The sequence below is a fragment of the Comamonas testosteroni ATCC 11996 genome (assembly GCF_000241525.1).
In the GTDB taxonomy this organism is placed as follows: domain Bacteria; phylum Pseudomonadota; class Gammaproteobacteria; order Burkholderiales; family Burkholderiaceae_C; genus Comamonas; species Comamonas testosteroni.
This window is the reverse complement of the sequence record NZ_AHIL01000041.1, coordinates 96,506-109,831: the sequence shown is the minus strand read 5'-3', so window position 1 is coordinate 109,831 and position 13,326 is coordinate 96,506. Positions and strand designations below refer to the sequence as shown.

Below are 13,326 nucleotides of genomic sequence, written 5' to 3'. Positions count from 1 at the left end.
TGCTGCGTCCGCCATGCGGCGCAGGGAATCCGGCTCCAAGGAGAAACCCATATGACCACCGAACGCCTGACCAATCACCCTGAAGAAGCCGCCGTGCGCGTGCCGCTGGAGCTGTACATGCGCGGCCATGCCGAAGACAATGCCGAGCATATGCGTGCAGCCTTCATGCCCACGGCCCGGCTGGAATCCGTGCGCGAAGGCCCGCTGACTTCCTGGGATCTGGACTTCTACTGCCAGCGCTTCAAGAACACGCCTGCTGCCGACGAAGCCACGCGTCGCCGCGTCATCGACTCCCTGGACATCGTGGGCACGGCCGCCATGGCCAAGGTCACGCTCTTCCATGGTGCCGTGACCTTTACCGACTACTTTGTGCTGCTCAAGACCGAGCAGGGCTGGAAGATTGCCAACAAGGCTTTCCACGCCCAGCCTCAGTAAGGCGAAGCCACCTGCACCCTGCCCCTGGCCTCAGGCTCAGGGGCTTTTTTTATTCACGCGCAGGTCAGCGGGTCAGCAGCCAGAGCGCGCCCAGCACGATGACAGCTCCCAGGCCCCAGGCCCAGACGGGGATGCCAGACGATTCGCGCGGTGGCGCCGAAGGTGTGGCGTCCAGCGGGGCGTAGCTGGTGGAAGCCGCGTCGTGCTCCCAGGAGCGTGTATCCAGCTCCTCTGAACCGCCTTCGTCTTCGGGGTTCTCGCTAGCGTGGCGCTGCTGCATCAAGGCTTCGAAGCGCGCAAAGAAATCCTCGGCCATGCTCTTGGCTGCACCGTCGATCAGGCGCTGGCCCAGCTGGGCAATCTTGCCGCCGACCTGGGCCTGCACCTCGTACTGCAGCTCGCAGTGGCGCTCATCGGTGGGAGTCAGATCCACCTTGGCCTGGCCTTTGCCAAAGCCGGCCACTCCGCCCTGCCCTTCAAAGGCGATCGTGTAGCTCTTGGGCGGCTGCACATCCGACAGCGTGACCCGGCCGTTGAACTTGGCCGATACCGGACCGATCTTCACGGACATGATCACGGCATAGGAGCCATCGCCCGCATCCTCGAACTTCTCGCAGCCGGCCAGGCATTGCTGCAAGGTTTGCGGATCGTTGAGCGCCTCCCAGGCCTGCTGCTGGCTCACGGCAAGAGGGCGGCTGGCATGCATTTCCATGGTGTTCTCCTTTTTCAATCTCGGTGCGGCAGCTGCAGCAGCTTCGCAAGGTGGGCAGCCAGTTGCTGCAACGACTGCAGGTTGTGCACGGCCAGCATGGCATGGCTGTGACGATGCAGTACCTGCGCGCCTTTGGCCAGCGGGGCATACCCGTCAAAGCGCAACAAGGGGTTGAGCCAGACAATGCGCGCGCTGTGCCGTGCCAGCCACTGCAGCTCCCGCTCCAGCAGCGCACTGTCGCCGGTATCCAGCCCGTCGCTGACCAGCAGCACCAGGGTACGCCTGCCCACCAGATGGCGCGCCTGCTGCCGGCGCAGCTGCGCCAGGCATTCCCCCAGGCAGGTACCGCCGCCGAAATCGTCAATGTCGCGATTGAGCTGGGCCAGCATGGCATCGGGGTCGCTGTGAGCAAAAGCCCGGTTGAGCTCCTGCAGGCTGGTTCCCATGCTGAAAACATGGCGGCGCAGCTGCGGATAGCGCCGAGGGCTGGTGGCCTGGTGCAGAAATGCCAGCAACAGACGCACATAACGCTCCATGGAGCCCGACACATCGACCAGCGCCAGCCAGGGCATGGGCAGCCGCTTGCGCCTGCGCCATTTGAGCAGTGCCAGCTCGCCGCCCGTGGCTGCCGCAGCTTTCAGGCTGGCGGGCCAGTGCACCCGCAGTCCCGAGGCGCGCAACTCGCTTCTGCGACTGCGATAGCTGGGCAGCGGCAAACGGATATCGCGCGCCAGTTGCTGGACCAGGCGGTACTCGCTGGCACTGAGCTGATTGAAATCCGCATGCTGCAGCCTGTGCCGGTCGCTGGCCGACATGGCGGCATCCAGCGTCAGCTCCTCGCTCGCGGTTTTTTGCTGTGCGGCACGAATCGCCGTCAAGGCCTCCTGCACACGCGGCCTGTGACGCGGCCTGGCAGCCTCCGGCGCGCCCGGCAGCAACTGGCTCAAAAGCTGCTGGGCCACCTCGGGGTTGCGAAAGTAGGCCGCAAACAGCTCGCGAAAGACCCCCAGGTCCTGTTCACGCGAAACCAGCACAGCCTCCAGCGCGGCAGCCACGTCCTCACGCCTCATGCCCACCAGTATCAGGCCTTGCTGGGCCAATGCCAGGCGCTCGGCATCCACCGCCAGCCCCGCGCGGCGCAGGGCTCGGCCAAACCCCAGCAGATTGACGGGTAGCTTGCCGCTGCGAGCATCGCCCCACCAGCTCACGCTTGCGGGTCGGACTGGCGACTGCGCTTGCAGCTCAGGCTGTGGCATCGGGCTCCAGCAATTGCTGCAGACGCTCTGGAGTGAGCGCCGCCACGTCTTCACGCTGCTTGAACAGAATGCCCGCCGTCTCGTGCACCAGCTCGGGGTCTATGACCAGGGTGTCGAGCGCCACCAGCGCCTTGGCCCACTCCACGCTTTCGGCAATGCCGGGCGTGCGCTCGAATGCATCGGCAAACGGACGGCTGCGCAGCCGGTCCACAAAACGGGCGATCTGCTCGGTCAACGCCGCCCCGGCTTCGGGCACCTTGGACTGGACGATGGCCAGCTCGCGCTCGCGCTCGGGGTAGTCCAGCCAGTGGTAGAGGCAGCGGCGCTTGACCGCATCATGCAGATCGCGCGTGCGATTGCTGGTCAGGATGGTGACGGGCGGCACCTGGGCCCGGACGACGCCGAGCTCGGGAATGCTGACCTGGTACTCGCCCAGATATTCGAGCAAAAAGGCCTCGAAAGGCTCGTCGGCCCGGTCCACCTCGTCAATCAGCAGCACCGCGCCGGGCGCGGGCGCCTGCAGGGCCTGCAGCAAAGGGCGGCGCACCAGATAGCGCGGCTGATAGACCTCCTGCTCGACCGCTTCCAGCTCCGCCGCGCCCCGCAGCTCGGCCGCGCGCAGATGCAGCAGCTGCGCCGCGTAATTCCACTCATACAGCGCTTCGCGCTGCTCCAGTCCGTCATAGCACTGCAGCCGGATCAGCTGCCGCTCCAGCACCTGGGACAGCGCCTGGGCCAGCGAAGTCTTGCCAACGCCCGGCTCGCCCTCCAGCAGCAGGGGCCTCTGCAGCCTGAGTGCCAGAAACACGGCCGTGGCCAGACGCCGGTCCGCAAAATAACCCACCTCCTGCAAGGCGGCGAGCAGCCCATCCACCGACTGCAGAGCGCTCTTCACTTCGGTATTCATAGCTGCCTGCACCTTATCCATATAGACCAGAGCCAGTTTTCTTCATGATTCAGTACAAAACCAGGCGAGTGCGCTCTGCAAGAAAGAGACAGCAAGCAAGGGCCGCCCCGCAGCGAGGCTGCTGCCCCCCTCTAGCAAAGCGAGAGAGGGGAAAGCGGCCAAGCCGCTCAGGCAGAGAGCATCTGATCCACCGCCCGCTGCGTCAGGACGCTGATCAGCTGTGCCCGGTAGCGCGCACTGGCGTGCAGATCGCTGTTGAGTTCGCTGTCGTCGATCAGCACCGCAGCCGCCGCAGCGGCCGTGAAGCTCTGGTTGAGCGCGGCTTCCAGCCCCGCATGGCGGAAGACCGACAGCCCCGCGCCGGTCACGGCCACACGCACGCCCTGCGTCGTCTGCGCCACAAAAACGCCCACCAGCGCAAAGCGCGACGCGGGCTGCTTGAACTTGATATAGGCCGCCTTTCTGGGCACCGGAAAGCGCACGGCCTTGATCAGCTCGCCCTCTTCCAGTGCCGTGGTGTACATGCCCTGGAAGAAGTCGTCTGCCGCTATCTCGCGCCAGTTCGTGACCACGGTGGCACCCAGCCCCAGCACCGCACTGGGATAGCAGGCCGCAGGGTCGTTGTTGGCCAGCGAGCCGCCAATCGTGCCGCGCGCGCGCACCTGCCGATCGCCAATGCCGCCTGCCAGTTCGGCCAGCGCTGGAATGGCGGCCTGCACCTCACGGCTGGCCGCGACATCGGCATGACGGGTCATGGCGCCGATCTCGACCTGATCGCCGCTGACGCGGATTCCCGCCAGACCATCGACCTGATTGAGATCCACAATCGCGCCAGGCTGGGCCAGACGCAACTTCATGGAAGGAATCAGGCTCTGGCCGCCGGCCAGAAACTGGCCGCTGGCAGCGCTCACCTCATCCAGCGTCCGGGGATTGGAGTAACTGAAGGCATACATATGTGTTGTCCTCTCTTCCTCTCAGTCGGGTGTGTTCAGGCAGCGGTCAGGGGCGTGCAGCATCGATGGCCTCCCACACGCGGTGCGGGCTGGCAGGCATGTCCAGATCCTTGACACCCAGCGAATGCAGTGCATCGAGCACGGCGTTGATCACGGCAGGCGGCGAGCCTATGGCCCCGGCCTCGCCGCAGCCCTTGGTACCTAGCGGGTTATGGGTGCAGGGCGTGCAGACCGTGCCCAGCTTGAAGTCGGGCAGATCGTCGGCGCGGGGCATGGCGTAGTCCATGAAACTGCCGGTCAGCAACTGCCCCGAGTCACGGTCGTAGACGCAGTTCTCCAGCAGCGCCTGACCTATCCCCTGGGCCAGTCCGCCATGAACCTGACCCTCCACGATCATGGGGTTGATGATGGTGCCGAAATCGTCCACGGCACTGAAGCGGTCGACGCGCACCACGCCCGTGGCAAGGTCCACCTCGACCTCGCAGATATAGGTGCCGGCCGGGAAGGTGAAGTTGGTGGGGTCGTAGAAAGCAGTCTCGTCCAGCCCCGGCTCCAGCTTGTCCAGCGGATAGTTGTGCGGCACATAGGCCGTCAGCGCAATCTGGGCAAACGGCAGCTTTCTGTCGGTGCCGCGCACCGTGAACTCGCCTCCCGCGAAATCGATGTCGGCGTCGCTGGCCTCCATCAGGTGCGCGGCGATCTTCTTGGCCTTGGCCTCGATCTTGTCCAGCGCCTTCATGATGGCCGCCCCTCCCACGCTGATGGAGCGCGAGCCATAGGTTCCCATGCCAAAGGGCACGCGGCCCGTATCGCCATGGACGATCTCGACATGCTCGACGGGAATGCCCAGCCGCGCCGCCACCACCTGGGCAAAAGTCGTCTCATGCCCCTGACCGTGGCTGTGAGAGCCCGTGAACACCGTCACGCTGCCAGTGGGGTGGACGCGCACCTCGCCGCACTCGAACAGGCCGGCACGCGCGCCCAGTGCCCCGGCAATATTGCTGGGCGCCAGACCACAGGCCTCGATATAGCTGCTGTAGCCCAGGCCGCGCCTGAGGCCTTTGGCCTCGCTGGCGGCACGCCGGGCCGCAAAGCCCGCCACATCGGCCAGTTGCTCGGCCTGATCCATGCAGGCTTTGTAGTCGCCTATGTCGTACTGCAGCGCTACCGGCGTCTGATAGGGAAAGCTGGTGATGAAGTTGCGGCGGCGGATTTCGGCCTGGGACAGATTCATTTCCCAGGCGCAGCGACTGACCAGGCGCTCGAGCAGGTACGTGGCCTCGGGGCGGCCTGCGCCCCGGTAGGCATCCACGGGCGAGGTGTTGGTGAACCAGGCATCGACCTCGATATGGATCTGCGGCGTGGTGTACTGCCCCGCCAGCAGCGTTGCGTAAAGAATCGTCGGAACGGCGCTGGCGAAGGTGGACAGATAGGCACCCAGATTCGCATCGGTATGCACGCGCATGGCCAGGAACTTGCCGTCGGCATCCATGGCCATCTCGGCATGGCTGACATGGTCGCGGCCGTGGGCATCTGTCAGGAAGGATTCGCTGCGATCGGCCGTCCACTTGATATTGCGGTTGAGCTTCTTGGCCGCCCAGGTCAGGCAGACATCCTCGGCATACAGAAAGATCTTGGAGCCGAAGCCTCCACCCACATCGGGCGCAATCACGCGCACCTTGCTCTCCGGCAGACCCATGACGAAGGCCGTCATCAGCAGCCGCTCCACATGCGGGTTCTGGTTGGCCACGTACAGCGTGTACTCATCCATGGCGCGGTTGTAGCTGCCGATGGCCACGCGCGGCTCCATCGCATTGGGGATCAGCCGGTTGTTGACCAGGTCCAGCCGCGTCACATGGGCCGCGCCCGCAAACACGGCATCCACAGCCGCCTTGTCGCCAATCGCCCATTTGTAGCAATGGTTGTCCGGGGCAATGTCGTGCACCACAGCCCCGGGCTTTTTGCCGCCCGCTGCATCGGCCACATTCACCACCGCAGGCAGCACCTCGTAGTCAACCTCCACCAGCTCAGCGGCATCGCGTGCCTGCTGCAGGGTCTCGGCAACCACCATAGCCACCTGATCGCCCACATAGCGCACAGTATCGAGGGCCAGAATCGGGTGCGGCGGCTCCTTCATGGGCTCGCCATTAGTGCTGGTGATCAGCCAGCCGCAGGGCAGGCCGTTGATACCGGCTGCAGCCACGTCGGCCCCTGTGAGAACACCGATTACGCCCTCAGCTGCCTTGGCTGCATCGATGTTGACGCTGCGCAACCTGGCATGGGCATGGGGCGAGCGCACAAACACCGCATAGGTCTGTGCGCCCAGCGTGATGTCGTCCGTGTACTGGCCTGCGCCGGTCAGAAAGCGCTCGTCCTCGCGACGCAAAAGGGGCTCGCCGATATGCGGCAGCTTGGAAAAGTCAGATGCACCCATGGTGTGTCTCCTCTTCTAGTTGTAGTTGTGATGCGCGACTCAAGCGGCGCTCATGCCGTCGCGACCTGCCTTGACGGCGGCGACGATGTTCTGGTAGCCCGTGCAGCGGCAGATATTGCCTTCGAGCAGTTCGCGGATCTCGGCATCGGTGGCCTGAGGCTTCTGGCGGCACAGATCCACCGCACTCATCACCATGCCGGGCGTGCAGAAGCCGCACTGCAGGCCATGGCACTGCTTGAACGCCGCCTGCATGGGGTGCATGGCTCCATCGGCTGCGGCCATGCCCTCTATGGTCTGGACCTCGGCGCCCTGCGCCTGCACGGCCAGCATGGTGCAGGACTTGATGGCCTTGCCATTGACCAGCACCGTGCAGGCTCCGCACTGACTGGTATCGCAGCCCACATGTGTGCCGGTCAGGCGCAGCTGTTCACGCAGCGCCTGCACCAGCAAGGTATTGGGGGGGACGTCAATGCTGGCCGCGCGGCCATTGACCGTGAACTGAACATTCATCGTGATGCCTCCTGCCTATATCCGAAGAGTTGGGTAACAAAGCACAACCTCACTCTCTATGGTGGGCAGTTACCGCGATGCAAGGCGCTAGGGTTGACCCCCAAGTCAGGCGCAGTACGCACAGATATTCTCAAAATGAAACACTGTCCGGAGTCCGCATGTCGCCCGCCAGCCTCGCCACATCCGCGCAAGCCGCAGCCCATCCAGGTTCACGCCACTCCCTCCTTGTCCAGGCCAGGCAGCTGCTGCTGGAGGCGGACTCCTCCCATGCGCTGATACCGTCTGGCCTTGCCCCCTGGCTCTGGCGCTCCTGGCAGCGCTGCATGGCCCAGGGGCGCCATCCCGCGCAAAGAGTGGAGTTCGAGGCGGTTGGACCTCATGCGCTGCGCCACGCCCAGGATCGGCACCAGTTGCTGCTGCAGGCCGCACGCCCGGTCATGACGCAACTGGTGGCGGCCGTGGGCGCCATGCGCTACTTCTGCCTGCTCACCGATGCGCAGGGCCTGGCGCTGGAGGTGCAAGGCCCCGTCGACCACAGCGATCTGCGCGCGCTGGCCGTTGGCCGGGTCGGCGTGGACCTGTCCGAGCGCGGCGTGGGCACCTCGGCCATAGGCGCGACGCTGGCCGAGCTCAGCCCGGTATGGCTGCACCGGCAGGAACATTTTTTTGACGATCTGCGCGACTACAGCTGCGCAGGTGCTCCGGTATTCGGCCCTCAGGGCGAATGCCTGGGCATGCTGGACATCACCGGCATTGATGTCCCCGAGCGCCCCGAGCTGCTGCTGCTGGCGCTGCGCTGTGCACGCGCCATCGAAGATCGATTGCTGCGGGCCCTGCCTCACACCCTGCTGCTGCGCGTGAACTGGCCAGGCGGGCCGCTGGGCCAGGAGGGTGAAGGCCTGATGATGTTTGACGCCGAAGGCAGATTGCTGGGCAGCAATACCGTGGCCAGGCAACTGGTGCCACGCCCTCTGCAAGCCCCTGGTGAGGATTCGCTCATTCAGAGCCATGAGCTGCTGGCCCTGCCCTGGAGCCATCTGATCGAGCATGCGCGCCAGCGGCCCGAGACGCCACTGCAACTGCCGCTGTGGTCCGGTCTGCGCCTGCTGGCGCTGGCACAGGCCGGCCCCTTGCTGCGCGCCCCCGTCATGACGGGTTCCGGCGCAGCCAGCCGGCAAATATCTGCCAATACCATGGCCACGCCGCTGCGCACCAGCGAGTTGCTGCTGATTCAGCAGGCCATGCAGGAGGCTCACGGGAATGTAACCGTGGCAGCCCGCAATCTGGGATTGAGCCGGGCCACGCTCTATCGCCGGCTGGCCAGCAAATAAGAGGTCTTGAACCGGATTCAAGGCAGTTTGACTCTCTCCGGATTTGCCCTAGTTTCAGCACATAGACGCCCTCCACGACAGCAGGCGCCCACTAGCATCAAAGCCCATCAAAAATCAAAAATACCTCAATAAAACAATCATCTAAGCGGCACCAGCCATGCACTTGCAGCTATCGTGCGCATAGCAGACACAACTGACGCTCGGGCGCCACATTTGCGTGCGTATTTGTAAAAAACACCATACCTGCGTCCGTAGAATCTCCAGTTCGGTTCAAAAACTCAGATCGCCCTAAGGCTTACCAGCCCAACAGCGCGACGCATACACGGCCTACTTTTTGGAGACACCATGCAGGCTTTACTTGCCCTGCCCAGGGCTATCGACAGGCTCAACGCCTTCGTCGGCAAATATTCAATCTGGCTGATATTTGCCGCCACCTTCATCAGCGCCGCCAACGCCATTGTTCGCAAGGCCTTCGACACCAGCTCCAATGCCTTTCTGGAAGTCCAGTGGTATCTGTTCGCATGGTCCTTTCTGATTGCGGCGGGCTACACCCTGCTGCACCGCGAACATGTGCGCATCGACGTGATCAACAGCCGTCTGTCCAAAAAGGCCCAGGTCTGGATCGACATCGTCGGCTTTGCCTTCTTTCTCACCCCGCTATGCCTGACCATTCTGTGGCTGAGCATGCCGGTGGTGATTCAGATGTACCAGTCCGGAGAAATGTCGGGCAACCCCGGCGGTCTGATCCGTTGGCCCGTATGGACGGCGATTCCTGTAGGCATCACCTTGCTGCTGCTGCAGGGCATCTCCGAGCTGATCAAGCGCATTGCCTTCCTGACCGGTGACGGCCCCGACCCCATGGGCAAGCTCAGCGACAAGAGCGCCGAGGAAGAACTGGCCGAGGCCCTGCGCGCCGAAGCCGATCGCAAGCAGGCTGAGGCGCTGGCCGCCCAGGCCAAGGCATAACGGTAGCGGGAGACAATCGATGGAATTTATCGCTACCAACTACGCCCCCATCATGTTTGCGGGGCTGATCTGCTTTTTGCTGCTGGGCTTTCCCGTGGCCTTCAGCCTGGGCGCCGCGGGCCTGACCTTCGGCTTTCTGGGCATCGAACTGGGGGTCTTTCCCTCCTCCGTGATGGCCTGGCTGCCCCAGCGCCTGATTGGCATCATGGCCAACGACACCTTGTTGGCCGTGCCTTTCTTCACCTTGATGGGCCTGATTCTTGAACGCTCCGGCATGGCAGAGGACCTGCTCGACACTGTCGGTCAGGTGTTCGGACCGATCCGCGGCGGTCTGGCGCTGGCCGTGATCTTTGTGGGCGCGCTGCTGGCCGCCACCACCGGCGTGGTTGCCGCTTCGGTGATCTCCATGGGCCTGATCTCTCTGCCCATCATGCTGCGCTACGGCTATGACCGCCGCCTGGCATCGGGTGTGATTGCCGCCTCGGGCACGCTGGCCCAGATCATCCCACCCTCGCTGGTGCTGATTCTGATGGCCGACCAGCTGGGCAAGAGCGTGGGCGATATGTACAAGGGTGCCTTCATTCCCGGCTTCATGCTCATGGGCCTGTACGTGGTCTGGGTGGCATTCCTGGCCATCTTCAAGCCCCATACCGTGCCTGCACTGCCGCCCGAAGCGCGCATCTACCGCGAGTCCAACGGCAACTCCGGCTATACCTCGCTGGTCGTGGTGATGGGCCTGTCCACCATCGTGGCCATCTTCCTGGCCAGCCATATGGCCGACCTGCACACCTGGTGGCAGGGCAAGGAAGTCACCGAAGTCGCCACTGACGAGAAGATCGTCACCGCCATGTGCGGCGGCACCTTCATCGCCTTCGTGATCGCCGCGCTCAACCGGGTCCTCAAGCTGGGCCTGCTGTCCAAGCTGGCCGAGCGCGTGACCTTTGTGCTGATCCCACCGCTGCTGCTGATCTTCCTGGTGCTGGGCACCATCTTCCTGGGCATTGCGACTCCCACCGAAGGCGGCGCCATGGGCGCCATGGCAGCACTGATCATGGGTTTTGCCCGCCGACGCCTGAACATGGATCTGCTCAAGCAGGCCCTGGCCTCGACCACCAAGCTGGCAAGCTTCGTGATGTTCATCATGATCGGCGCCACCACCTTCAGCCTGGTGTTCCAGGCCGCCGACGGCCCCAAGTGGGTGGAACACCTGCTGACCAGCCTGCCCGGCGGCCAGGTTGGTTTCCTGATCGTGGTCAACATCATGATATTCTTCCTGGCCTTCTTCCTGGACTACTTTGAACTCTCGTTCATCGTGGTGCCTCTGCTGGGGCCCGTGGCCGAGAAGATGGGCATCGACCTGATCTGGTTCGGCGTGCTGCTGGCCGTGAACATGCAGACCTCGTTCATGCATCCGCCCTTCGGTTTTGCACTGTTCTTCCTGCGCTCGGTCGCTCCGGACAAGCAATACGTTGACAAGGTCACGCACAAGGTCATCGAGCCCGTCACCACCATGCAGATCTACAAGGGTGCCGTGCCCTTTGTGCTGATTCAGCTGGTGATGGTGGGTGTGCTGATCGCCTTCCCCGGCATCGTGACCGGCGCGCTCGACAAACCGGTGGTCGTGGACATGAACAAGGTGGGCGACGAGATGCTCAACCAGCTCAATGATGCTGGCGGCGGCTATGGTGCAGACAACCCCTTCGGAGCGCCTGAAGGCGGTGAAGAAGGCTCTGCTGCGCCAGAGGCCCCTGCCGATGGCAGCCAGCCTGCTCCGGCCGCGCCCGATGCGGGCGGCTATGGCTCGGACGACCCAGCCAAGGCCTTGCAGGATTCGCTGAACGCAGCTCCTGCGAGCAAGTAAATCGGCTCTCCTTCGCTGATACAGCCCCGGCTCGCAAGAGCCGGGGCTTTTTCATTGAGCAGAGATTGCTGAGTGATAGATTTGCTGCTTTCCCGGGAAACCATAATGAGCACCGCCGAATTGCTGACCTGCTGTCACCGGCAGCCAATGCTCAGGACTCTCATGTGAAGGCGGCCTATCGCAACAGCGATGGAACGCTGGCTACCGAAGGTGCATGGAATCTACCCTGCCTGGTCGATGCCATCCCCGCATCGGAAAACAGCGCAGAACCTGCAAAGGTGGATTCACAGACCCGGCTCGAATTCGAACCCATTCATTTCCGCCTCGGTGATTCCGCAGTGGAGCGGCAGCCCTTTGTCTGGGACTGGCTGTCGCTGCAAGTGCAAGGTCTGGCGGAAGAGAAGGCCTCCAATGCGCTCATCGACTGGTTCAACGATTGGTTTGATCGGGACGATGAGAACGAGCCCGATAAGGTGGGGCTGCAGCAAGTCGTTCACTTCATGTCGGACCCGCAAGTCCTGGCAGAAGGAGTGAAAGCGACCATGGGCCTGGGCTCTGCAACCGTCGAAGGCCTGGAGGATTTGCTGCTTGCGCTGTCCTACGCAGGAGCCGCTCAACTCAGGCTCGCATCATTTCGGACGCATGAAAAAAACCGCAGCTTGCTGCGGTTTTTTAGCAGCCAGCGCATGGCGCCGGCACTCTGGAGTCTGAGCGCAATCAGATCTTGGCAGTCGCCATGTACTGATTGAAAGGGTACTCGGAGAAGCGGTTCCACAGAATCTGGTCGCGCTGGAAGGCGCGCATGTCCTGGTGGATCTTCTTGAATTCGGGCGACTTGGCTTCGTGCTCGGCAAACACTTCCATGGAGGCCTTGAAGCCGGCGTCCATCAAAGGCTTGGGGAACATCTTGAGCTGGGTCTTGTTGGCCACCAGGCGCTTGATGGCCTGAGGATTCAGCACCTGGTACTTGCTGGTCATGTCGGCGGCAGCCACGCGGGTTGCAGCGTCCAGGATCGCCTTGTTCTCGGGCGACAGCGCGTTGTACTTCTTGATGTTGATGAAGAACTCCAGCTCGGCAGAGCCTTCCCACCAGCCGGGGTAGTAGTAGTAAGGCGCAACCTTGTTGAAGCCCAGCTTCTCATCGTCGTAGGGACCGACGAATTCCACGGCGTCCAGCGTACCCTTTTCCAGAGCCTGGTAGACATCGCCAGCAGGCATGTTCTGCGCCACCACGCCCAGCTTGGCCATGGCCTCGCCGAACACGCCGCCGCCCAGACGCATCTTCAGACCCTTGAGGTCTTCCACGGTCTTGATTTCCTTGCGGTACCAGCCGCCCATCTGGGTCGTGGTGTTGCCGGCCGATGCGGTCTTGAAGTTGTACTTGGCAAAGAAGGCGTCGAGCAGCTTGCGGCCGTTGCCATGGTCTTTCCAGCCGTTCATCTGCAATGCGGTCAGGCCAAAGGGCACGGCGCAGCTGAAGGCGAAGATGGGATCCTTGCCGGTGAAGTAGTAGGCAGCGGTCTGTGCCATGTCGATGGTATCGCCCTGCAGCGCATCCACCACACCGAAAGCGGGCATCAGCTCGCCAGCGGGGTGCACCGAAATCTCGAACTTGCCGCCCGACATGGCCTTGACCAGTTGCGACAGCTTTTCAGCGCTGCCGAAGATGGTGTCCAGCGACTTGGGAAAGCTGGAGGCCAGGCGCCAGCGCACAGCGGCCTGGGCGTGAACAGCAGGTGCTGCACCCGCAGCCAGCACGCCAGCGATACCGGCATTTTTCAGAATGGAACGACGATCCACTTTAGTCTCCTTGAGGAACGAATTGAGCTGATACAGACCACTGATCTATGCCAGCTTGTTTTATGCAACAGGCACAAAATGTACACGAGCCAACCGTTTCGCAAGCGCTAAAAAGTGACCGTTCGCTTAAGAAGTTCTACCTAGTGAGGTGCATCAAATCA

The 13,326-nt window shown here is 63.1% G+C and carries 12 protein-coding genes; 5 read left to right on the top strand and 7 right to left on the bottom strand.

Annotated elements, in window-relative coordinates; genetic code table 11:
* The first annotated feature begins 51 nt into the window (after positions 1-51).
* Complete coding sequence (locus tag CTATCC11996_RS17895; RefSeq protein ID WP_003078797.1) at positions 52-435, top strand: nuclear transport factor 2 family protein; 384 nt, start codon at positions 52-54, stop codon at positions 433-435.
* A 64-nt stretch (positions 436-499) separates the two neighbouring features.
* On the opposite strand, the gene CTATCC11996_RS17890 is transcribed toward CTATCC11996_RS17895, so the two are convergent.
* The 6 genes from CTATCC11996_RS17890 to CTATCC11996_RS17865 all read right to left on the bottom strand — a co-directional run bounded on the left by CTATCC11996_RS17890 (position 500) and on the right by CTATCC11996_RS17865 (position 7,207).
* Positions 500-1,147 carry an SRPBCC family protein gene (locus tag CTATCC11996_RS17890; protein ID WP_003078795.1) on the bottom strand — a complete coding sequence of 216 codons (648 nt, stop codon included), beginning with the start codon at positions 1,145-1,147 and terminating at the stop codon, positions 500-502.
* A gap of 14 nt (positions 1,148-1,161) precedes the next feature.
* On the bottom strand, positions 1,162-2,403 hold the full coding sequence (locus CTATCC11996_RS17885; RefSeq protein ID WP_003078792.1) for a vWA domain-containing protein: 1,242 nt from the start codon (positions 2,401-2,403) through the stop codon (positions 1,162-1,164).
* Positions 2,390-3,310, bottom strand: a complete 921-nt coding sequence (locus CTATCC11996_RS17880) for an AAA family ATPase (protein WP_034349590.1) — start codon at positions 3,308-3,310, stop codon at positions 2,390-2,392. Before CTATCC11996_RS17880 ends, CTATCC11996_RS17885 begins: the two co-directional genes overlap by 14 nt.
* A gap of 167 nt (positions 3,311-3,477) precedes the next feature.
* A complete protein-coding gene (locus CTATCC11996_RS17875; RefSeq protein ID WP_003078788.1) occupies positions 3,478-4,263 on the bottom strand; it encodes an FAD binding domain-containing protein in 786 nt (261 codons plus the stop codon).
* A 46-nt stretch (positions 4,264-4,309) separates the two neighbouring features.
* Positions 4,310-6,697: a xanthine dehydrogenase family protein molybdopterin-binding subunit gene (locus CTATCC11996_RS17870; RefSeq protein ID WP_003078786.1), complete on the bottom strand. Its 2,388-nt coding sequence runs from the start codon at positions 6,695-6,697 to the stop codon at positions 4,310-4,312.
* A gap of 39 nt (positions 6,698-6,736) precedes the next feature.
* On the bottom strand, positions 6,737-7,207 hold the full coding sequence (locus CTATCC11996_RS17865; RefSeq protein WP_003078784.1) for a (2Fe-2S)-binding protein: 471 nt from the start codon (positions 7,205-7,207) through the stop codon (positions 6,737-6,739).
* Between the two features lie 158 nt (positions 7,208-7,365).
* On the opposite strand from CTATCC11996_RS17865, the gene CTATCC11996_RS17860 reads away from it, so the two are divergent.
* From CTATCC11996_RS17860 to CTATCC11996_RS17845, 4 genes are all read left to right on the top strand, one after another.
* The gene (locus tag CTATCC11996_RS17860) at positions 7,366-8,538 is read left to right on the top strand and encodes a helix-turn-helix domain-containing protein (RefSeq protein ID WP_003078782.1); all 1,173 of its coding nucleotides are present in this window, start codon (positions 7,366-7,368) and stop codon (positions 8,536-8,538) included.
* 345 nt (positions 8,539-8,883) lie between these two features.
* Positions 8,884-9,504, top strand: a complete 621-nt coding sequence (locus tag CTATCC11996_RS17855) for a TRAP transporter small permease subunit (RefSeq protein WP_003078781.1) — start codon at positions 8,884-8,886, stop codon at positions 9,502-9,504.
* A gap of 19 nt (positions 9,505-9,523) precedes the next feature.
* Positions 9,524-11,365: a TRAP transporter large permease gene (locus tag CTATCC11996_RS17850; RefSeq protein ID WP_003078780.1), complete on the top strand. Its 1,842-nt coding sequence runs from the start codon at positions 9,524-9,526 to the stop codon at positions 11,363-11,365.
* Positions 11,366-11,430: 65 nt separating this feature from the next.
* Positions 11,431-12,114, top strand: a complete 684-nt coding sequence (locus CTATCC11996_RS17845; protein ID WP_238532425.1) for a hypothetical protein — start codon at positions 11,431-11,433, stop codon at positions 12,112-12,114.
* Here CTATCC11996_RS17845 and CTATCC11996_RS17840 read toward each other — a convergent pair.
* Positions 12,083-13,165 (bottom strand): TRAP transporter substrate-binding protein, encoded by a 1,083-nt coding sequence (locus CTATCC11996_RS17840; RefSeq protein WP_003069176.1) that lies wholly within the window; start codon positions 13,163-13,165, stop codon positions 12,083-12,085. The genes CTATCC11996_RS17845 and CTATCC11996_RS17840 overlap by 32 nt on opposite strands.
* Positions 13,166-13,326 lie beyond the last annotated feature (161 nt).